Genomic DNA, 19677 nt, shown 5'->3' with positions numbered 1-19677 from the left:
GGGCGAATCATATCGCCCTTAAGAGGTGTCCGGGATCATTAGGCCAGTTCACCTTGCGTCGCGATGGGCTGCAAAGCAGCCCCTGCGATTTCCCAGACAAATGAGGAAGCAGAAGATGCACATTTCCCTGAACGGCAAACGCGCGATCGTCAGCGGCTCCACCGCCGGCATTGGCCTGGCCATCGCCATCGGCCTGGCCGAGGCGGGCGCCGAAGTGGTGCTCAACGGCCGCACCCAGGCCCGTGTAGACGAAGCCCTAAGGGCCGTCCGCGAACGCCTGCCACAAGCACGCATCATCGGCATCGCCGCCGACCTCGGCACCCGGGGCGGTGCGCAAAAACTGTTCGACCAGGTGCCGCACACCGACATTCTTATCAACAACCTCGGCATCTTCGAGCCCAAGCCGTTCTTTGAAATCGAGGACGAAGACTGGCAGCGCTTCTTCGACGTCAACGTGCTCAGCGCCGTGCGCCTGTCGCGCCACTATGCCCAGGGCATGGCCGAGCGCAAATGGGGGCGGGTGGTGTTCCTGTCCAGCGAGTCGGCGCTGCAGATCCCGACCGAAATGATTCACTACGGCATGACCAAGACGGCACTGCTGGCGGTGTCGCGTGGGTTGGCCGAGACCCTGGCAGGCACCGGGGTGACGGTGAATGCGGTGTTGCCGGGACCGACCCGCTCGGAAGGTGTGGGCGATTTTTTTGCCAAGCTGGCGCAGGAGCAAGGGGTGACGACTGAAGAACTGGAAGCCAACTTCCTGGCTGAGCACCGGCCGACATCGCTGATCAAGCGGCTGGCGACAATAGAAGAGGTGGCCAATATGGTGGTGTATCTGGCATCGATGCAGGCCAGTGCGACGACCGGGGCGGCGTTGCGGGTGGATGGCGGGGTGCTGCGGTCCATTGCCTGAATCTGGGTTGCCTGCACCGGCCTCTTCGCGGGTGAACCCGCTCCCACAAGGTTACGCGATCGTTGTAGGAGCGGGTTCACCCGCGAAGAGGCCAGCACTGGCAACCCATCAATCAAAGCGGCCGTAGCAACCCAAACCGCTTGCGCAACGCCCAGTCCAGCACCCGCCGCGGCAGCAACCGGGCCATCAACGGCAACGCCGTACTGCCATTGCCCAGCCGCACCACTGCCGGCACCGGCGACTTGCTCACCGCCGCCAACACCCCCTGGGCAAACACCGCCGCCGATGTCGGCTTGTCCTGCGAAGCCCGTGCCCGCGCCTGCACATATTCGCGCAATGGCCACCACGCCGAATCCGCCGCCAGCACCTGCTCGGCCTGGCGCTGGGCATTGCTGGCGAACTGCGAGGCAATCGCCCCCGGCTGCACTTCCATCACCTGCACGCCAAACGGCGCCAGTTCCAGGCGCAAGGCATCGCTAAGGGCATGCACGGCAGCCTTCGAGGCGCAGTAGGCGCCGGCGAACGGGGTGACCAATACGCCGGAAACGCTGCCGATGTTTACCACCACCCCGCGCGAGCGGCGCAGCAGCGGAAACAGTGCGCGGGTCACGCCAACCACGGCGAACACGTTGGTTTCGAACTGCTGCCGCAGGGCATCCACGCCGCCATCGAGCAACGGGCCCATGGCGCCGTAGCCGGCGTTGTTGATCAGGATGTCGAGGCTTGGCAGTTCCTCGGCCAGGCGGGCCACGGCCTCGCTGTCGTTCACGTCCAGTTGCCGGGCGGTGTAGCCGGCAGCGGCCAGTTGCTCGACATCTTCAGGCTTGCGGGCGGTGGCCCAGACGTGGTGGCCGGCATCGCGGAAGGCGTCGGCCAGGGCGCGGCCGATGCCGCTGGAACAACCGGTGATCAGGACGGTGGGCATGGGTGGGGCCTGTTGTCAGGGAGATTGGTTTTTTCCTGTGCCGGCCTATTCGCGGGTGAACCCGCTCCTACAAAGGCTTGCGCGACCCCTGTAGGAGCGGGTTTACCCGCGAAAGGGCCAGCACAGGCAACACATCAATTGGCAAATGTACCCTGCAGATGCTCAGCCCGAAACTCCAGGGTCTGCGGCCGGTACCCGGAACGCAACGGCGGCAATGGCAAACAGTCTTTCCACTCCGCCCCCGGCTGCAGCTCACCCGGCCCACGATAGCGCGGGGCATTGTAGGTGTTCTCGGCCAGGTTCACGCTATCGCCCGGCGCATACGCCGCCACGCGCCAGCGCAGTTCGGTCAGCGGGGCCTTGTTGCCGTTCTTCATGCGTACCTGCAAGGCGCGGTCGGCAGGGCAGTGTTCCGGGGCATAGCTCAGGCGCAAGTCCAGGCGGGCCAGCTGGGAGGCTTCGCGGCTGTCTTGCCAGACCACGAACATCGCCACCAGGCCCAGGCCGCACACGGCAGCCAGGGAGATAGGCAGGGCCTTGGCCGGGTAGCGCAACAGCAGCACCAGCCAGGTAAGGATGAGGAAGGCACCGATGATCATGGCGCTTGCAGACCTTGGTTGCGCGGGGTCTGACCATCGTAGCCTGAAATGGGGTGGGGCTCAAAAAGCGGGAGGGCTGCGCCCTCCATTCGCGGGACAAGCCCGCTCCTACACTGATCGGTGTACGCAGGCCTTTGTGGGAGCGGCCTTGTGTCGCGAAAGGGCCGCAAAGCGGCCCCAGGCCTTACTTACTGCGCGATGGTCTTCACCGAAACCCCACGCTCCACCGGCGTGGAAGTGCGCCCATACACATCCTCGAATCGCTCGATATCATCCTCGCCCAGGTAGCTCCCGGACTGCACCTCGATGATCTCCAGCGGAATCTTGCCCGGGTTGCGCAGGCGGTGCACCGAGGCAATCGGAATGTAGGTCGACTGGTTCTCGGTCAGCAGGAACACGTTCTCGTCACAGGTCACCTCGGCGGTGCCGGACACCACGATCCAGTGCTCGGCACGGTGGTGGTGCATTTGCAGCGACAGGCTGGCGCCGGGCTTGACGGTAATGTGCTTGACCTGGAAGCGCCCGCCCATGTCCACCGAGTCGTACGAGCCCCACGGGCGGTACACTTCCAGGTGGTTCTGGGTTTCGCTGCGGCCCTGTTCGTCGAGGGTCTTGACCATCTGCTTGACGCCCTGCACCTTGTCCTTGTGGGCAATCATCATGGCGTCCTTGGTTTCGACCACCACGATGTTTTCCAGGCCGATCACCGACACCAGCTTGCCGTTGCCGTGGATCATGCAGTTGTGGCTGTCCTGCACCACCACGTCGCCCTTGGTGACGTTGCCGTTGTCGTCTTTCTCGTGCACTTCCCACAGCGACGACCAGCAACCCACGTCACTCCAGCCAGCCGACATCGGCACCACACAGGCGCGCTGGGTCTTTTCCATCACCGCGTAGTCGATGGAATTGTCCGGGCAGCAGGCGAAGGTGGCGTCGTCGATGCTCAGTACATCACCGTCTTCCTCGCTGCGCTCCAGGGCCAGTACGCAAGTGTCGTAGATGTCACCGTCGTGCTTTTTCAGCTCTTCAAGGAAGCGGCTGGCACGGAACAGGAACATGCCGCTGTTCCAGAAATAGCCACCGGCCTGGACGAATTCGGCAGCGCGTTTCTCGTCAGGCTTCTCGACGAACTGGGCCACGCGCGCCACACCTTCAGGCAGCAGCGCATCCTGGCTGGAGCGGATGTAGCCGTAGCCGGTTTCCGGTTTGGTCGCCGGTACGCCGAACAGCACCATCTCGCCGCGCTCGGCAGCTACGGTGGCCAGGGCCAGGGCGCGTTGCAGGGCCTTCTGGTCATCGATCACGTGGTCGGCAGGCAGCACCAGCATCAGCTCGTCGCGGCCTTCGTTGACCAGCTTCATCGCGGCCATGGCCACGGCTGGGGCGGTGTTGCGGCCGAACGGCTCCATCAGGATGCCCTGGGTTTCGAGCTTCAGCGCGGCCAGCTGCTCCTGGACGATGAACTTGTGGTCCTTGTTGCAGACCACGATCGGTGTGTCCATGCCTTCGAACACCAGGCGCTCGATGGTTTGCTGGAACAGCGTGTGTTCACCGGTCAGGGCCAGGAACTGCTTGGGGAACTGCTTGCGCGACAGAGGCCACAGACGCGAACCGCTACCACCAGAAAGAATTACCGGGATCATCATGTTTCTCCAATAGTCGTTTAGAGGCAGGGGGGATCAGTTGCTAGCCACGGGGCGAGTTACCCACACCGGCGACAAGGCGTTGCCGGAACCCGTTACGTACAGCACTGCGGCTTCGCCGCGCTCCAGGGCGACCGGTTTCACGTCACCCACTTTCTTGTCTCCTTGGTACAGCGCCAGGTTGACCTTGACCGGGTTGATTTCGCGCTCGCCACGGCCGTTGGCGGCCACCGGCTTGACCACTTCGGTCTTGCCGTCGGCGGTTTTCAGGGTCAGCTGCTGGTCGCTCAGGTTCTGCACGCGCACCAGGGCTTTCTGTTTGTTCTTGAACGGCGGTTCTTCGATCAGCTGCGGGTTGCCGCTGCTGCTGTTGACCAAGGTGTAGTACTTGTCCGAGGCCAGCTTGACCGGCACGCTCTTGCCACCCACCTGGGCGGTGTAGTCGCCACCTGGCAGGAAGCTGAAGTCGCTGCTGGCCTGGGCGCCAACCTGCTTGATCTGGGTGTTGCCGACACTGGCCGCAGCCGGTGCGCTGGCGGCGTTGTACAGGCGCACGAAGGTCGAGCCTTTCGGCGCGCTTGGGCCATACAGCGCGGCGTCGGCGCCAGCGAAGGCCTGCAGCGAAGCAAGGGAAAGGCCGGCCGCGAGGGTGAGGGCTTTGGCAATGGAAGTCTTGGTAGTCATGTGCGTGTTCCTCTCTTCAATCAGTGGTTCGTCCGGGTGGACGACAAGGCCAGGTTTTCTTCGGATTTACGGGAGTTTTTCAGCTGCGCGATCCACTGCGGATCGAAGCTGCTGAGGTCGTTTTTCATGGGCAGATAACGTTCGGGGAATTCCCACACCACCACTTGTGGCGCGGCGTTTTTAAAAGCATCGCTTTGCAGGTACTTGAGCATTGGCAGCAGCGGGCCGTGGCCGTCTTCGGCGTAGTTGGCGACATCGCTGCGCAGCGCCTGCTGCAGCGCACCGAGGAAGTTCCAGTGCGGGTTGGCGCTGTAGCTGGTGCCCACCAGGGCAACCGGAATCCGGGTGTCGGCGAACAGGGCGTCGTCGCTTTCGCCATCGATCTCTGCTGGCCGGGTGGTGCGCTGTTGCAGGTTGTCCGGGCTCGGCAGCAGGTTGCTGAACAGCGGGTCGAGGGGCAGGAAGTTGGTCAGGTCGCCTTTGTAGGGCGCGGTGCTGCCGGCTTCGGTGATGAAGGTCTGCGGGTCGCCGTTGAGCAGGTTCTGGCGGCCGACGGCCTCGGCCAGCGCCTGCGCTGCCACTTCGGCGCCCATCGGTGTCCAGTGGGTGTCGGTGCGCAGGAACACCTGGCCGCGGGCCTTGGCTTGTTCCAGCGCGGCCATCAGGTCCGGGGCGAATACGTTAGCCTGCTGGGCCTGGGCATGGAACCGGTTGTACAGGTCGTCATGCAGGCTGGCCGGCTGTTCCTTGCCGACATACTCGGCATACACCCGCGCCTTGGCCGGCACGATCGCCAGCACCAGCTGGCTGCCGTGCTGCTGCAGGGCGTCGCGTACGCCACGGATCAGCGCCAGGTTTTCCTGCATCAGCTGCTCGGCGCCGGCGGTAGGCTTGAACTCTTCGTCGCTGAACAGCCATTGGTCACGGCCCAGCACCACGCCGGGGCGGCCTTCGTTGAACAGCTTGAAGTCCATCGCCGCCCACAGGTTGGTGCCCAGGCGCTTGATCGGGAACTCGGCGTCGTAGTGGGTCTCGGCGGCCTTGGCCAGCTTGCCGTTGAGCAAGGTCATCTGCTCGGTGCGCTGGAAGCTTTGCAGGCCACCGGTGGACCAGGCGCCCATGCCCACCAGCAGGCCAAGGAACGACAGCGAATAGGTAATGCGTAATGTCCGGGTCATGTCATCAACCTCAGAACTGGAAGTAAAGGAACGGCGAATAGCTCTGCGCCGAAAGCTTGAGGACCGAGGCCACGAACAGCAGCAGCACCAGGGCGCGGGTCATGACCCGGGTCCAGTCCAGGCCGAGCGAGCCGTCGCTGTTGATTTGCACCGGGGTGGCCTTGGGCGTCGGCCTGGCGTTGCGGTAGAAGTCGCGCAGGCCGAAGAACGCCAGGGTGAGGTAGGCGACCACCAGGGTGGCGACCTGCAGGCCGGTGAGCTGGGCGCGGTTGAGTTCCGACAGCTGCCAGTCGCCGAAGCTGAACATGGCGCCGTACATGCGTGCGGCGACATGCAGGTTCTCGGCGCGGAAGATCACCCAGCCGACCACCACCAGCAGGAAGGTGAAGGCCCACTTCACCGGGTTGAAGCGCTGCGGGTTGGTGTCGATGCCCAGCGCTCGCTCGATCGCCAGCCACATGCCGTGCCAGGCGCCCCAGAGGATGTAGGTGAAGTTGGCGCCGTGCCACAGGCCACCCAGCAGCATGGTCAGGAACAGGTTGCGGTAGGTGTTGAAGGTGCCTTTGCGGTTACCGCCCAAGGTGATGTACAGGTAGTCGCGCAGCCAGGTCGACAGGCTGATGTGCCAGCGCCGCCAGAACTCGGTGATCGACTGGCTGATGTACGGCTGCTTGAAGTTCTCCATGAAGCGGAAGCCCATCATCAGCCCCAGGCCGATGGCCATGTCGCTGTAGCCGCTGAAGTCGAAGTACAGCTGGGCGGTGTAGGCCAGGGCGCCGAGCCAGGCATCACCCGTGGTCGGGTTCTGCAGGGCGAAGCAGTGGTCGGCCACTACCGCCAGGGTGTCGGCGATGAACACTTTCTTGATGAAGCCCTGCATGAAGCGGGTGCAGCCTTCGGAGAACTTGTCCAGGGTGTGGGTGCGGTTGTTGAACTGGTCGACCAGGTCCTTGAAGCGCAGCACCGGGCCGGCGATCAGGTGCGGGAAGATCGCCACGAACGCTGCGAAGTCGATCAGGTTGCGGGTGGCCGGGGTGTCGCCGCGGTACACATCGATGATGTAGCTGATCGATTCGAAGATGTAGAACGAGATACCGATCGGCAGCAGCACGTGGGTGAGGATGAATGGCTCAAGGCCGAACGAGCTGATGATTGCATTGAGGCTGTCGACGCCGAAGTTGGCGTACTTGAAGTAGCCGAGAATCGCCAGGTCGACACCTACGCCAAGCAGCAGCCAGCGCTGCGCCGGCTTGGTGCGTACACCGGCGGCACCGACTTTCAGGCCGATCCAGTAGTTCCACAGGGTGACCCCGGCGAACAGCGCCAGGAAGTCCACCCGCCACCAGGCATAGAAGATGTAGCTGGCGATCAGCAGCAGCAGGTTGCGATAACGTTGCCCGCTCAGGTAGTACAGGCCGAGGAATATCGGCAAGAACAGGAACAGGAACACGTTGGACGAGAAGACCATCCCGGTTCTCCTTTTTGTTCACAGCATCCGGGGCACAGCGCCCCCCAAACCCCCCACACCAAAGGTGGGAGATACCTAGCCCCCTGTGGGAGCGGGTTTACCCGCGAAAGGGTCAGACCTGCCATAGGCGATGCCTGTGCCGGCCTCTTCGCGGGTAAACCCGCTCCCACAGGGAATGGTGTTACTTTTTAACCTCTGCACCCGGGTCATAGACCCGGGTCACATCGCCCCCCAGCCGGAAGCTGTTGAACGGCTGCATGCCATGCTTGCGCTCAAGCGTGTCGCCAACGCAGTGGTACAGCGCGCACCAGGGTTCGAGCCAGGCATACTTGCTGTCGACCTTGAGGTCTTTCATGTCCTGTTTCTCGCCGGTGCGGGCCTTGAACTGGCTGGGGTCGCGGGCGCCGGCCAGCACCCCTTCACCCAGGCGCTGCAGGGCAAAATTGTTCTCGCTGCGCAGGTCGACGTTGTTGGCCTGGGCAAAGCTTGCGATCATCGCCAGCGGCGGCAGGGCATAGTTGTGGTAGGCAAGTGCACGCTGGCGGCGCTTGAGCTCGTTCGGCAGGAAGCCTTGGTCATCGACCTGGTTGGCACCCACCCGGAATTCCTTCACGGCCCAGTCGAACAAGTCGCGACGGTCGGTGGCCACGGCAGTCGCCATCACCGACCAGGCCGCCCAGTAGCTGTGGTTGTTGATCTTCTCCAGCGGCAGGTCGCTCCAGTCGCGCACGGTTTGTTCGGCCAGGCGAGCGAACCATTTCTCGATCAGCTCGGCCTCGGCCTGGTGCGCCGCCAGTGGCTGCGAGTCAGAGAACTTCAGGCGCAGCCACGAACCGCTCATGCTGCCCAGCGCCCATTTGCGCATCGACTTGCCGGTGTGGTTGTAATCGGTGGACAGCAGCGCACCGGCGCGCGCCCAGGTACCCAGCCAGGTCAGGGTGCAGTCGAGTTGCGCCGGGCGGCCGTCACGCATGTACTGGCCGACCATCTTGCTCACGCCCTTTTCCAGGGTGGTGATGTCGGCCGTGGAGTCGCGGAAGGCTTTTTCCGAGGCAACGTTGAGCGTGGCGCGGGCTTTGTCCGAGCCCTCGTACTTGCTGCGAAACTGCAGGGCACCGGTGTACGGTTTGGGCGCCGCTTCGCAACGGAAATTGCCATCGCCGGTCTTGAGTTTCTCGATGCCCTCGTAGTACCCCTGCGGCGGCACCAGCGCCGCCTGCGCCGCGCCGCCAAACAGGGCCAGGGCAAGCAGGGCAGGGCTGAAGATTTGCTTGAATGCAGTCATGGTCGCCTCACTGGCCGGCCTGCGCGGTCTGCGCAGGCACGGCGAAGTTGTTGCGTTTGCAGAGCTTGGCTTCGACTTTCTGAGTGCCTTTTTCCGGGCCCTGGATTTCAAAGGCCAACAGGCTCTGGCTGGCCCAGTCCTCGTCTTCGCGCATCTGGAACACAAAGCGCCCGTCGGTATCGGAGGTTTCCGGTTTTTCCAGTTTGATATCCTCGTGGCGGCCATTGAGGTACCAGAGGGTGGCCTGCAGCACCTTCACCGACGGGTCTTCGAATTTGACGTCCATCTGCAGGTTGCGGTTGATCAGGTCTTTGACCACACCGCCCTTGCCGTTGACCATCAGCTCGTTCTTGCCGGGCTTGAGGGTGGTGCTGGCGCTCATCAGGGCCGGGCGGTCGTCGCAGCCGTCGTCGAGCAGGCCAAGGATTTGCCGCCAGATGGTTTCCTGGTCCAGGCGGTACAGCGGGGAGAATTCCCACACCAGGATCTTCGGCGGGTGCTTCTGGAATTCCTCGCTGCCCAGGTACTGGATCATCGACCCTTCCAGGCCACCGCCAGGGAAGGCGACGTTGAGCACGTCGGCGCCGATGTATTGTTCGAGGAAGCCCGAGAAGTTGTAGTTCTTGCCACTGTGGCTGGTGCCGACCAGGGTGATCTGCGCGTTGCCGCCATCACCGAACAGGTCGTCGCCACCGCCACTGGAGCCCTTTGGCTCGGTGGCGAACTGGTCCATGTACTGGACCGCGTAGCTGGTGCCACACAGCTGGCCAGCCACGTTATGCAGGGTGCCGGTCTTGCCCATGCGCCCGGATTTCTTCGTTTCGAATTCTTTGCGCGGGATGCCCTCGAAGGCTGGCATCTTGTGCACGGTGTCGGCCACGATCTTTGCCGCGCGCTCGGCGCCGTAGGGCGTCCAGTGCTGGTCGCCGCGGAAGTAGAAGTCCTTGCCCTGATCGGCGGCGGCCAGTTGCTCGTTGGTCAGCGGCGACAGGTCGGGCACGTTGAAGCCCATGCTGGCGAAGCGCTTGAGCATGGCCTGGTAGTTGCCCAGCGCCTTCTGGTAATCGAAGGCGGCTTTCTCGGCGGGGTTGAGCATGTTGCGGTTCACCAGGCCACGGGTCGGCTGGTACACCACCACCAGTTCCACACCGCGCTTCTTGAACGCGTCGTGCACTTGTTGCAGGCGCTTGTAGCCGGCCGGGGTGGTGTTGAACTCGGTGCGCAGGTCTTCGCGGGTACGGAACAGCCAGTCGCCCTGGGCCTGCACCAGCGTGGTGAAGTTCTGCTGGTAGCGAGTGGTGTAGCGGCTGGCATCGTGCGCCTCGGGGCACAGCTGGCAGCAAGGCTCGGCGCTGAAGGTCGGGGCCTTCACTTCATCGGCGCGCACGCCCTGGCTGATCGCCAGAAGGGCGGCGGACAGGCCCAGCAGTTTCATCAGGTGTGGAGTCATGGTCTGGGCTTCCTTAATCGATCATTTCGGTCTGGCGTTCGACCGGGTCGATCAGCACAGCCTTTTGCTGGCGTACCAGCAGGTCGAGGATTTCGTCCTGGCGCTCGCCCAGCACGCCGTTGAGGCTGATGCCGCTGGCCTTGCGTGGGGCGAGCATGGCCACCTTGTACAGCTCGACCGACAGCGGCGAGTCGATGGACAGCGGGCCGGAGCCGTTGGCCACCAGCTCGCCACCCACCACGATCAGCGACACCTTGGTGTCGAACGGGTCGAGGGCGATGTCGCGGTCGGTGTCGGACAGGTCCTTGATGTGGCCGTATACACCGACCAGGCCGTTGGCCATGGCCGTGTTTTCGTACAGGCGGATGTTCACGCTGTTGCGCACGCGGATGCCGTGGCGGCGGTTGTTGATCAGCTTGTTGCCCCAGATCAGGTTGTCGCCGCTTTCGTACAGCGTGATGCCGTCGGTGTGGTTGCGGTAGATCTCGTTGTAGGCCACCAGGTTGTTGACGCTGTTACGGTCGATCACCACACCGGAGAGCTTGTTGTCGTAGCTCTTGTTGTTGATGATCCAGCTGTCGTTGACCTCACGCGAAACGATGATGCCGTGCTTTTTCTTGGTGCCGTGCACCGTGTTGCCGGCGATGATCAGGCGGTGCGAGCGGTCGTGCGGGTCGATGCCGTAGACGATGTTGTCGCGGTAGGTGCTGTCCTTGACCACGAAGTCCTGGGTCTCGTAGCAGTAGAAGCCGTACCACATGTCGCTGAATTCCGAGCCGATGATCCAGCCGGTGGGTTCGGCACGGCCCATGCGCTTGGCCATGTTCGGCGTGTACTGCGAGATGCTAACGCCATACGACTTGGACTTGGCGTAGCCGAAGCTGGCCATCTTCGTGTTGACGATATACGTCTCGGTGCCGCCCCACGACAGCAGGAACGGGCGGAATTCCTTGGGCGAGCGGAAGGTCGCCGGGCCGTTGTCCTTTTCGCGCCAGCCGGTTACCTGGGTGTCGGTGACAAACAGCTTGCCGTCGTTGACCAGGAACGAACCGCCTTCCTGGGACAGGCGCAGCTGCTTGACCTTACCGTCGATCTCGAGGATGCCCTTCTGCCCGACCACGATCGGCAGGCGCGCCAGGTACACCCCCGGCTCGACTTCGCGCAGGTACTGTTTTGGCACCTTCCTGCTCAGCTCGACCAGGTCGACATGGCCGTCATCGACAAAGATTGCCTGCGGGATGCCGTGCTGGCGCTGTACCCACTCGGCCGCCTTGTTGTCGCCGCCGACGAACTCCTTGAGGGTGTCCTCCTGGAACATGCGGCGCACACTGACCTTGCCCTTGTGGCTGCGGTCGATCTTTTTCTGCACGGCCTGGGCAGTGAAACCGCTGAGGTCGGGCAGCTTGGGCGGGTCCATTTGCAGTGGCTCGATCGGCGCGCTGGAAATGGTATAGGTCTTGGCCTGCTGCAGCTCCTTGGCGATCACCTGGGGCTCGGCGGCAGCGACCAGGCCGCTGGCCAGCAGCAAGGCGCTGGCCAACAGGCTGTGACGTAAGTGCGGGTGAAGGTTCATCAGGTTTCTCCCGGCCTCAGAAGCGCCAGATCACGTCGACGAAGGCGCGGTGCATGTAAGAGTCCGCTTCCTTGCCATAGGCGTCACCCGGCTTGAACACACCGGCGCGCAGGCGCACCAGGGCGGATGGCTCGTCGATCGCCTGGCTCATCGAAGCCGGCAGCAGGCCTTGCTTGAAGTACTTGGTCACGACCACGTCCATTTCCTGGCCAAGGTCTTTCTCGCCATTGACCAGTTGGCGGCTCACGCCGTTGTCGTTGACCGCCGCATTGATACCGCTGGAACCGATGTTCTGGCTGCCATCGACCCGCCAGAACTTGTGGTAGATGAAGCTGGCGTCGTAGTCATCGCGCAACTGCCACGAGGCGAACAGGGTGGCCGCCTGCAGGTTGCCCAGCTCGCCGCGGAAGGCTTCGCCGAAACGGTGTACACGCGAGCGGGTGCCTGTGAAGTTGGAGCGGTTGCTCTCAAGGCCGGTCTGCTCAAAGTTGTTGGAACCGTCGTCGCCACCGCCGCCGCTGCCACGGGCATAGGCCGCGCCGACCTGCCAGTTGGGGTCCAGGCGCAGGCGGATGCCAAGGTCGGTGGCCCAGGCGTTGACGTCGCCGCTCTGCTTGCCGGTCGCAACCTGATCATCGCCGACGGCCTGGCTGCTGAGGGTGTCGCGGTTACCGGTCAGCCAGGTCAGGCTGCTCCAGTAGTTGAGGGTGTGGTCGTTGCGCCAGTTGTAGGCGTCGCTGTTGGCCTCGAGGCCCAGCCAGGTGAGGTCGCCGGTGCGGGTCTTGTCCAGCGCGTCGACGGTTTCGCCGGGGTTTTTCAGGCTGCCGCTGTCATGCGTGTGGTGGGCCCGCACGCCAACCCAGTGGCCAGGGGTCCACTGCGTGGCGACGTTACCGTAGAGATGGGTGCGGTCCTTGTCTTCCGGGGCCAGCTCGGTGAGGTCGGTGCGGTACTCGCTGAAGCGCTGGGCCACGCCCAGGTCGGCCTTGAGCAGGGTGGTGTCGAAGGTCCAGTTCAGCGCCTCGATGTTGGTGTCGCGCCACATGCCATCGTCGCTGCGCAGGCGCTGGCGGCCCAGGCGCAATTGCTCGCCGGGGTAGGCGGTAAGGCCGCTGTAGCCGACCCAGAATTCGCGCATGGCCAGGTAGTTCTTGTCGGGCTTGCGGCTGTCGTCACCGGTATCGGTGGTGGTGCCGTCGTCGTTCTGGCGCAGGGTGTCGGTTTCGATGGTGTCGGTGGCCGCGACGGCCTGGCCCATGGCGTAGGCGCTCCAGTTGCCGCGCTCGCCATATACCCAGGGGCGCAGGTCCAGGCCCAGGCCGTTGACGTCGCCGCCAGAGCGGGTGCCGAGGTCACGGTCGTCTTCCGACTGGCCGGTGATTTTCACGTCCAGGCCAAAGTTTTTTTCAGCGGTCATTTCCGCCAAGGTCGGGCAGGACCACAGCAGGGCGAAGCTCAGGCCGATGCCGGCTTTCACGAAGGGATTGAGCGTCATAGCGAGTCCTCACCGTCTACTTCTTGTTCGTCGTCTTGCAGGGCTTCGATGGCCAGGGTGCTGTTGGCGCCTTGGCTCATGCTGCCGCGCGCCTGCTTTTCCTGCGCCAGCAGTTGCTGGGCCTGGCTGCGCTGGTCAGCGGTCAGTTGCTGGTCGAGTTGCTGCAGCATTTCCGACGATTGCGGCGTCGGGTTGGCCTGCGACAATTGGGCGAACACCCAGGCATTGCCCGGTTGCGGGCGAATGCCATGGCCTTCGCTGAACAGCTGGGCCAAGGCGTAGTCGGCGCTGTTCTGCCCGCCCCGGGCGGCGGCCAGCAGGTGGTCGACGGCCTTCTGTGGCTCGACGTTGCCCAGGTAGCCGCGGCGGTACAGCTGGCCCAGGTAGTAATGGGCGCTGATTTCGCCGGCGTCGGCGGCTGCCTGCAGGTGTTGCTCGGCTTTGCTGGCATCCGCCGGCAGGGTCTTGCCTTCGTAGTACAGGCGGCCCAGCAGCAGTTCGGCGCGGGGTTGCTCGGCCTCGCGGCCTTTGTCGATGTAGGCCAGCAACTGGTCGGTGTCGCCCAGCTCGGGGAAGTCGTACAGCAGTTGCGCCAGGCTGACCCAGGAGGCCGGGTTGGTCGGGGCCACCTGTTCGAGCAGGTCCTTGGCGGTTTTTTCGTCGGTCTGGCCAAGGCTGCGGTCGGCCAGTACCCGGGCCACGCTGTCGACCCGGGTGGCCGGCACGGCGCCACGGGCGTAGGCAGACTTCAGCTGGCCGAGCAGGGCGGCTTGCTGGTCGGCCTGGCCGCGTTTCTGGTACACGGTGGCCAACTCGACGTAGCAGATGTCGGTGCTGTTCAGCGCCGCCTTGCAGATTGTTTCCACTTCGCCCAGGTGCTGGTCGTAGGTGCCCTGGGTGCGGTACAGCAGCACCTGGGCCAGGCCCGCCTCCGGGTTGCCGGCGGCGCGCCACTGGTCGATCTGCTGCTGCGCGTTGACCTTGGGGAAGCTCTGCGGGTAGCTGAGGTAGAGCATCGCCAGCGGGATCAGGGTGTTGCTTTCGCCTTGCGTGGCGGCTTGCTTGAGCAAGGTTTCGGCCTCTTCGCGTTCGGCCTGGGTGCTGTCGGGCTTGGCCACCAGCAGGCGGCCGAGGCGCGCCTGGGCACGTGGCGAAGTGGCGGCTGCGGCGCGGTAGGTGGCCTCGGCTTGCTTGATCTGCGCCGGGTCGCGGGTAGCCACCTTGATGTCGGCCAGGCCCACTTGTGCCTCGCTGTAGCCCAGGTCGGCCAGGGCCTTGTAGTTGCGTTCGGCCAGCGCCGTGTCACCGCGCTTCATGGCCTCGTTGGCCAGGCGTTGGTCGGGCAGGCCGGCACAGCCGGCGAGGGTGATGGCGGCAGCCAGTGCACACAATCCCAGGTTCATGCGGACCCTGTGGGAGCGGGTAAGCCCGCGAACCGGCATGGCCGGCGATGCTGCCCATGCTGGCCCCTTCGCGGGCATGCCCGCTCCCACAGGAAAGGTATTGGTATCAGAGATCATCGTCCGATCCTCTTACAGCCCACGGGCCACGGCTTTGTCGATCAGCCAGTTCAGCGACGGGCCGCGGTCGCTGTTGACCGAGGCCGGGCGGCCGGCCAGTTCGGCGGGCAGGCCGCTGTCAGGCTTGATCTGCACGCGGATGTCGGAGGCCAGGTCTTCGCTGTTGAGGCTGGCGCTGCTGACGATCTGGCCGGTGCGCACCTCGTCTTCGCCAGCGACCTGGAAGTTGACCCGGGTACCTGGCTTGACCTCGTCGAACTGGCGGTAGCTGAAGCGCGCCTCGACCATCGGGGTGGTGGTGCGCGGGATCAGCTGGAAGATCGGCTGGCCCTTGGCGGCGTACTGGCCGTCGTCCACCAGTTGGCGGGCGACCACGCAATCGCAAGGGCTGGTGAGGGTGCCGGACAATTGCTTGCCGAACAGTTCCTCGATCTTCGCCGGCTCCAGCTGCGCGTCGTCCAGGTTGCCCTTGAGCATGTCCAGCATGCTGGTGGTGAAGCTGGCCAGAGGCGCGCCCTTGGCAATCTGCCCGCCGCTTTCGACCAAGCTGTTCACGGTGCCGTCGCGCGGCATGGTGACGCTGGTGGTGGGTACCGCGACCACACCAGCTTCGGCATGGCTGATGAAGTACATGCCGTACAGCGACTTGGCGACAAAGCCGAAGGCCGCGACGCCAACCACGAATACGCCGAGGGTGACGGTGACTGCCTTGAGCCGGCCGAAAGCGCTCAGGCCACTGCCGCCGTCCTTCTGCTTGCGGGCCTTGGTGAAGTTGTCGCGCTGCAGGGTGCTGAGTACATCACCGATGCTGATCAGCTCACCGGACAGGTGGCTGGTAATGATGTGCCGCAGCGTGGCGATGTCACGGGGTTCAAGGTTCTGGAACTGCGCCCCGGTCCGGCCGCTGCCCGGGTTGTACGAGCGCACCTGGAATTCGATGTCGATCGTCAGGCCGAGGTTGTCGACCGTGAACTGCAGCCGCCCGCGCTGCACATCGCCAACCGACAGGGGTTGCTTGGTGTGAAAGCTCAGGCCACCGGCGGACAGGTCGTCGACCTTCACTTCGTGGGTCTGGCGCTGGGCGTCGAGGAACCGCAGCTTGGCGGGAATGCGTACTCGAGCGTGTTGGCGCTGGGCTTCGGACTCATGCACGACGTTGACGTTCACGGCGGTATTCATGGGGTTTGTTCCTGTTAGATCCGATCCGGGTTGGGCTCACACGACCATGAACAGCACAGCAACGAAGATGCTGGCCGCCGAGAAGGTCATGGTCCGCGAGGACCAGGTGTTGAACCATTGTTGAAAGCTGGCGAGGTCACGCTTGAGGGCAGTGGGCTGGCGCGTCCACGACTGTTTGTCGAGGCGGAAGAACACGTAGATCTTCATCAGCGCGCCGATGATCTGGTTGTAATAGAGAATCAGCGGGTAGGCGGGGCCGACGTTGTGGCCGCTGCACAGCAGCATGATGGTGAGGATCAGGCGGGTGATGCCGATCCACAGCAGGTACACCAGCAAAAAGGCCAGGCCGAACTTGAGGCTGGCGATCACCGCCACGGTCAGGCCCAGCAGGCTAGTCCACATGGACACGCGCTGGTCGAACAGCACGACGCTGGTGAACAGGCCCAGGCGGCGCATGCCAAGCCCGAGGGCACGGGAGTTCTGCCGCAGGTTGTTGCCGTACCAGCGGTACATCAGCTTGCGGCTGGCTTTGAAGAAACTCTTTTCCGGCGGGTGCTCCACCGTGTTGATGGCGGCGTCCGGCACGTAGAAGGTGTCGTAGCCCAGGCGCATCAGGCTGAACCAGCTGGACTTGTCGTCACCGGTGAGGAACTTGAAGCGGCCCAGGCGCCAGTGCATCAGCGAGTCGCTTTCGACGTCGGCGATGAACTCGGGGTTGGTCACCACGCTGGCGCGGAACATCGACATGCGCCCGGTCATGGTCAGCACCCGTTTGGACAGGGCCATCGAGCACATGTTGATGTGGCGCTGGGCGAAGCGCAGCTTGTGCCACTCGCTCATGATGTAGCCGCCGCGCACTTCGCAGAACTCGTTGGTGGTCAGGCCGCCGACGTTGGGGAACAGCTTGAACCACGGCACGGTCTTGCGCACCACGCCATCGGCCAGCACGGTGTCACCGTCGATCACCGCCACCACGGCGTTGTCGTCCGGCAGCATGCGCGAAATGGCGCGGAAGCCGTAGGCCAGGCCGTCGCGCTTGCCGGTACCGGCGATGCGCACGATGTCCAGCTTCACGTGGGCCGGCGGGTTGTATTTGGCCCACAGGCTCTTCACCAGCAGCTCATCGGACATTTCCACCAGCGAGCAGACCACGGTGGTGGGGAAGCCGCAGTTGATCGCTTCGCGGATCACCGAGCTGTACACCTGGGCGGTGGTCAGTGCTTCGATACGGAAACTGGTGACCATCAGGTACACGTGCGACGGGTCGGTAGCATCGCCCATTTTCTGCACCTTGCGGCGCAGGTACGGGTACACGCCGTAAAGGAAGATCATGCCGCGGATGAAATGGGTGGCGCCCATGGAATAGCGCCAGATGCCGACTGCGCCGACCAGGAAGATGAAGTGCTTCGACTGCGAGTCGAAGATATCGGCTGGCAGGGCCAGGGCGATCAGCATGAGCAGGCTCATGTAGAGCAGCCAACCGGCGCACTGCAACAGCACTGTCTGGAGCCTTTGCATGTTCAGCATCCGTCGAGAATTCGGGAGAGGGTGGGCAGCGCAAGCGGGGAGGCTTGCGCTGCCCGGCCGAGGGCTTACCAGCAGATGCCTTCGGTGCGGCTGGTGGTGCTGGTCGGCTTGCTCATGAAACCGACCAGGTCGATCACCTGTTTGCCGGCTGGCGCTTGCTGGGCCAGGGCGCGGAACTGCTCGTCACGGTTGCCGAGGACGATGATGTCGGCGTTGTCGATGACCTGCTGGAAGTCACCGTTGAGCAACGACGAGACGTGCGGGATCTTCGATTCGATGTAGTCCTTGTTCGCCCCGTGAACCCGGGCGTACTCGACGTTCTCGTCGTAGATGTCCAGCTGGTAGCCCTTGCCGATCAGGCGCTCGGCCAGCTCTACCAGCGGGCTTTCGCGCAGGTCGTCGGTACCGGCCTTGAAGCTCAGGCCGAGCAGGGCGACCTTGCGCTTGTCGTGGGCCTCGATCAGTTCGAAGGCGTTCTGCACCTGCGATTCGTTACTGCGCATCAGCGAGTCGAGCAGCGGTGCACGCACATCGAGGCTGGCGGCACGGTAGGTGAGGGCGCGCACGTCTTTGGGCAGGCACGAGCCGCCGAAGGCGAAGCCGGGGCGCATGTAGTACTGCGACAGGTTGAGCACCTTGTCCTGGCAGACCACGTCCATCACTTCACGGCCATCGACGCCGACGGCCTTGGCGATGTTGCCGATCTCGTTGGCGAAGGTGACCTTGGTGGCGTGCCACACGTTGCAGGTGTACTTGATCATCTCGGCCACTTCGATCGGCTTGCGGATGACCGGGGCGTCGAGTTCTTCGTACAGGGCCTGGAGGATGTCGCCGCTGGCGCTGTCCAGTTCGCCGATGACGGTCATCGGTGGCTGGTCGTAGTCCTTGATCGCAGTGCTTTCGCGCAGGAACTCCGGGTTGACCGCGACACCGAAGTCGACGCCAGCCTTTTTGCCCGAGCAGTCTTCGAGGATCGGGATGACCACGTTTTTCACGGTGCCGGGCAGCACGGTGCTGCGCACCACGATGGTGTGACGGCGGGTGGTGTCACGCAGCACGTAGCCGATTTCGCGGCACACCGACTCGATGTATTCCAGGCCCAGGTCGCCGTTCTTCTTGCTCGGGGTGCCCACGCAGATCATCGACACATCGCTGGCGCGGATGGCCTCGGCGAAGTCGGTGGTGCCGCGCAGGCGGCCATTGGCGATGCCCTGTTGCAGCAGTGCTTCCAGGCCGGGTTCGACGATGGGCGACTTGCCCTGGTTGATCAGGTCGATCTTGGTGCTGGACACATCCACACCGATCACTTCATGGCCACGCGCCGTCAGGCAGCCTGCACAGACTGCACCCACATAACCCAAACCAAAGATGCTGATACGCATCGCTATCACCTCATGTGTTTATCACGCCGGCCTCTTTGCAGAGCGCCGGGCTGGGTTGATTAACAACAGTTTTCGGGCGCACGGGTTCATGGCGAATGCACACTTCACCGAGCGCAGGCAAAATAAATCCGGAGCGCAAAAAGTGTTGCGCTAAAAGTAGGCATTAAAAAGCCATGTATTAAAAACGTGCCCTGAAATGCAGCCGTCTTTATTGCAATGCGCTACTTGGCGCGTTGCTGTGCTTGTTCTTTCAAGTGGGATAAATCCTTTGAAATCAACCACTAGGACGAGTTGTAAAGGGACGCTTGTCTCCTGCATGGACAGGGTTTCCGGGGGTTCCCGTATTGCCTGTCTTAACGTTTTGAGGCCGGTAGTGGATACCTGCCATTGTCATCTGTAAGTCATCTCTCACAGCCCGTAGGCATGAAATTCGTTACGGCACTATGAGCGGTGGGCCACATAAGAAGTTCCTGAGTGGAATTCGCCCGGATGAAAGATTTCTAAATATTTATTCAGTTACGGGCAGTTTCAATTTGATAGCACGCAGAGGTTTGCCCCCTGTGTATCAAGGGTGAAACTGTTGCGAGATGTTTTATTGCCAGCATCTGAAAATATTTTTCAGAATTCGTCAAAAAAGGTATGAACGGTCTTATGGCGTTTGGCGATAAGGGTAGGAGTGATGAATTATTGGCGCCGGATTTATGGCGTAGCGGCGATTTGAGGTGTGCCCTGTTGTAGGGCAGGGGAGGGATGGGGCGTGGCTAATGGCCTTTTCGCGGGCACGCCCGCTCCCACCTTACCTGCATCACCTTCAAGGCAGGCACAGAACCTGTAGGAGCGGCCTTGCCGGGGCGCCGGA

15 protein-coding genes are annotated in these 19677 nt (G+C 63.3%); 1 reads left to right on the top strand and 14 read right to left on the bottom strand.

Translation table 11 applies throughout. The features are described 5' to 3' along the window. Positions 1-115 precede the first annotated feature (115 nt). Positions 116-910 (top strand): SDR family NAD(P)-dependent oxidoreductase, encoded by a 795-nt coding sequence (locus IAE39_RS24650; RefSeq protein WP_201207119.1) that lies wholly within the window; start codon positions 116-118, stop codon positions 908-910. Between the two features lie 112 nt (positions 911-1022). On the opposite strand, the gene IAE39_RS24645 is transcribed toward IAE39_RS24650, so the two are convergent. The 14 genes from IAE39_RS24645 to IAE39_RS24580 all read right to left on the bottom strand — a co-directional run bounded on the left by IAE39_RS24645 (position 1023) and on the right by IAE39_RS24580 (position 18818). Further along, the gene (locus tag IAE39_RS24645; protein ID WP_201207118.1) at positions 1023-1835 is read right to left on the bottom strand and encodes an SDR family oxidoreductase; all 813 of its coding nucleotides are present in this window, start codon (positions 1833-1835) and stop codon (positions 1023-1025) included. A 134-nt stretch (positions 1836-1969) separates the two neighbouring features. Beyond that, on the bottom strand, positions 1970-2434 hold the full coding sequence (locus IAE39_RS24640; RefSeq protein ID WP_201207117.1) for a multidrug transporter: 465 nt from the start codon (positions 2432-2434) through the stop codon (positions 1970-1972). Between the two features lie 188 nt (positions 2435-2622). Beyond that, complete coding sequence (locus IAE39_RS24635; RefSeq protein ID WP_201207121.1) at positions 2623-4077, bottom strand: mannose-1-phosphate guanylyltransferase/mannose-6-phosphate isomerase; 1455 nt, start codon at positions 4075-4077, stop codon at positions 2623-2625. Between the two features lie 36 nt (positions 4078-4113). Then, positions 4114-4761 carry an alginate O-acetyltransferase AlgF gene (locus IAE39_RS24630; protein ID WP_201207116.1) on the bottom strand — a complete coding sequence of 216 codons (648 nt, stop codon included), beginning with the start codon at positions 4759-4761 and terminating at the stop codon, positions 4114-4116. Positions 4762-4781: 20 nt separating this feature from the next. Then, positions 4782-5939, bottom strand: coding sequence for an alginate O-acetyltransferase (locus IAE39_RS24625; protein ID WP_201207115.1), 1158 nt, complete (start codon positions 5937-5939; stop codon positions 4782-4784). A gap of 10 nt (positions 5940-5949) precedes the next feature. Further along, a complete protein-coding gene (locus IAE39_RS24620; RefSeq protein WP_201207114.1) occupies positions 5950-7407 on the bottom strand; it encodes an MBOAT family O-acyltransferase in 1458 nt (485 codons plus the stop codon). Between the two features lie 181 nt (positions 7408-7588). After that, a complete protein-coding gene (locus IAE39_RS24615; protein WP_201207113.1) occupies positions 7589-8692 on the bottom strand; it encodes a mannuronate-specific alginate lyase in 1104 nt (367 codons plus the stop codon). 7 nt (positions 8693-8699) lie between these two features. Next, positions 8700-10142 carry an alginate O-acetyltransferase gene (locus tag IAE39_RS24610; RefSeq protein WP_201207112.1) on the bottom strand — a complete coding sequence of 481 codons (1443 nt, stop codon included), beginning with the start codon at positions 10140-10142 and terminating at the stop codon, positions 8700-8702. A 13-nt stretch (positions 10143-10155) separates the two neighbouring features. Then, the gene (algG, locus tag IAE39_RS24605; protein ID WP_201207111.1) at positions 10156-11715 is read right to left on the bottom strand and encodes a mannuronan 5-epimerase AlgG; all 1560 of its coding nucleotides are present in this window, start codon (positions 11713-11715) and stop codon (positions 10156-10158) included. A gap of 16 nt (positions 11716-11731) precedes the next feature. After that, entirely contained in the window at positions 11732-13210 is a 1479-nt protein-coding gene (locus IAE39_RS24600) for an alginate export family protein (RefSeq protein WP_201207110.1), read from the bottom strand. After that, positions 13207-14613, bottom strand: a complete 1407-nt coding sequence (algK, locus tag IAE39_RS24595; RefSeq protein WP_236548805.1) for an alginate biosynthesis TPR repeat lipoprotein AlgK — start codon at positions 14611-14613, stop codon at positions 13207-13209. The genes IAE39_RS24600 and algK overlap by 4 nt, the downstream gene beginning before the upstream one ends. A gap of 129 nt (positions 14614-14742) precedes the next feature. Continuing rightward, the gene (locus IAE39_RS24590) at positions 14743-15909 is read right to left on the bottom strand and encodes a PilZ domain-containing protein (protein WP_201207109.1); all 1167 of its coding nucleotides are present in this window, start codon (positions 15907-15909) and stop codon (positions 14743-14745) included. Positions 15910-15945: 36 nt separating this feature from the next. Beyond that, on the bottom strand, positions 15946-17427 hold the full coding sequence (locus IAE39_RS24585; RefSeq protein ID WP_201207108.1) for a glycosyltransferase family 2 protein: 1482 nt from the start codon (positions 17425-17427) through the stop codon (positions 15946-15948). A gap of 74 nt (positions 17428-17501) precedes the next feature. Next, a complete protein-coding gene (locus tag IAE39_RS24580) occupies positions 17502-18818 on the bottom strand; it encodes a nucleotide sugar dehydrogenase (protein WP_201207107.1) in 1317 nt (438 codons plus the stop codon). Positions 18819-19677: the final 859 nt, after the last annotated feature.

Source organism: Pseudomonas sp. S37 (genome assembly GCF_016658545.1).
Taxonomy (GTDB): domain Bacteria; phylum Pseudomonadota; class Gammaproteobacteria; order Pseudomonadales; family Pseudomonadaceae; genus Aquipseudomonas.
This window is presented reverse-complemented; position numbering and strand designations above follow the sequence as displayed.

Bases quoted from the DNA above. Each gene is read 5' to 3' on its own strand.
- IAE39_RS24640 (WP_201207117.1), bottom strand. From the start codon at position 2,434: ATGATCATCGGTGCCTTCCTCATCCTTACCTGGCTGGTGCTGCTGTTG.
- IAE39_RS24615 (WP_201207113.1), bottom strand. From the start codon at position 8,692: ATGACTGCATTCAAGCAAATCTTCAGCCCTGCCCTGCTTGCCCTGGCC.
- algK (WP_236548805.1), bottom strand. From the start codon at position 14,613: ATGAACCTGGGATTGTGTGCACTGGCTGCCGCCATCACCCTCGCCGGC.
- IAE39_RS24585 (WP_201207108.1), bottom strand. From the start codon at position 17,427: ATGCAAAGGCTCCAGACAGTGCTGTTGCAGTGCGCCGGTTGGCTGCTC.
- IAE39_RS24610 (WP_201207112.1), bottom strand. From the start codon at position 10,142: ATGACTCCACACCTGATGAAACTGCTGGGCCTGTCCGCCGCCCTTCTG.
- IAE39_RS24650 (WP_201207119.1), top strand. From the start codon at position 116: ATGCACATTTCCCTGAACGGCAAACGCGCGATCGTCAGCGGCTCCACC.
- IAE39_RS24580 (WP_201207107.1), bottom strand. From the start codon at position 18,818: ATGCGTATCAGCATCTTTGGTTTGGGTTATGTGGGTGCAGTCTGTGCA.
- IAE39_RS24620 (WP_201207114.1), bottom strand. From the start codon at position 7,407: ATGGTCTTCTCGTCCAACGTGTTCCTGTTCCTGTTCTTGCCGATATTC.
- IAE39_RS24600 (WP_201207110.1), bottom strand. From the start codon at position 13,210: ATGACGCTCAATCCCTTCGTGAAAGCCGGCATCGGCCTGAGCTTCGCC.
- IAE39_RS24590 (WP_201207109.1), bottom strand. From the start codon at position 15,909: ATGAATACCGCCGTGAACGTCAACGTCGTGCATGAGTCCGAAGCCCAG.
- IAE39_RS24630 (WP_201207116.1), bottom strand. From the start codon at position 4,761: ATGACTACCAAGACTTCCATTGCCAAAGCCCTCACCCTCGCGGCCGGC.
- IAE39_RS24635 (WP_201207121.1), bottom strand. From the start codon at position 4,077: ATGATCCCGGTAATTCTTTCTGGTGGTAGCGGTTCGCGTCTGTGGCCT.
- algG (WP_201207111.1), bottom strand. From the start codon at position 11,715: ATGAACCTTCACCCGCACTTACGTCACAGCCTGTTGGCCAGCGCCTTG.
- IAE39_RS24625 (WP_201207115.1), bottom strand. From the start codon at position 5,939: ATGACCCGGACATTACGCATTACCTATTCGCTGTCGTTCCTTGGCCTG.
- IAE39_RS24645 (WP_201207118.1), bottom strand. From the start codon at position 1,835: ATGCCCACCGTCCTGATCACCGGTTGTTCCAGCGGCATCGGCCGCGCC.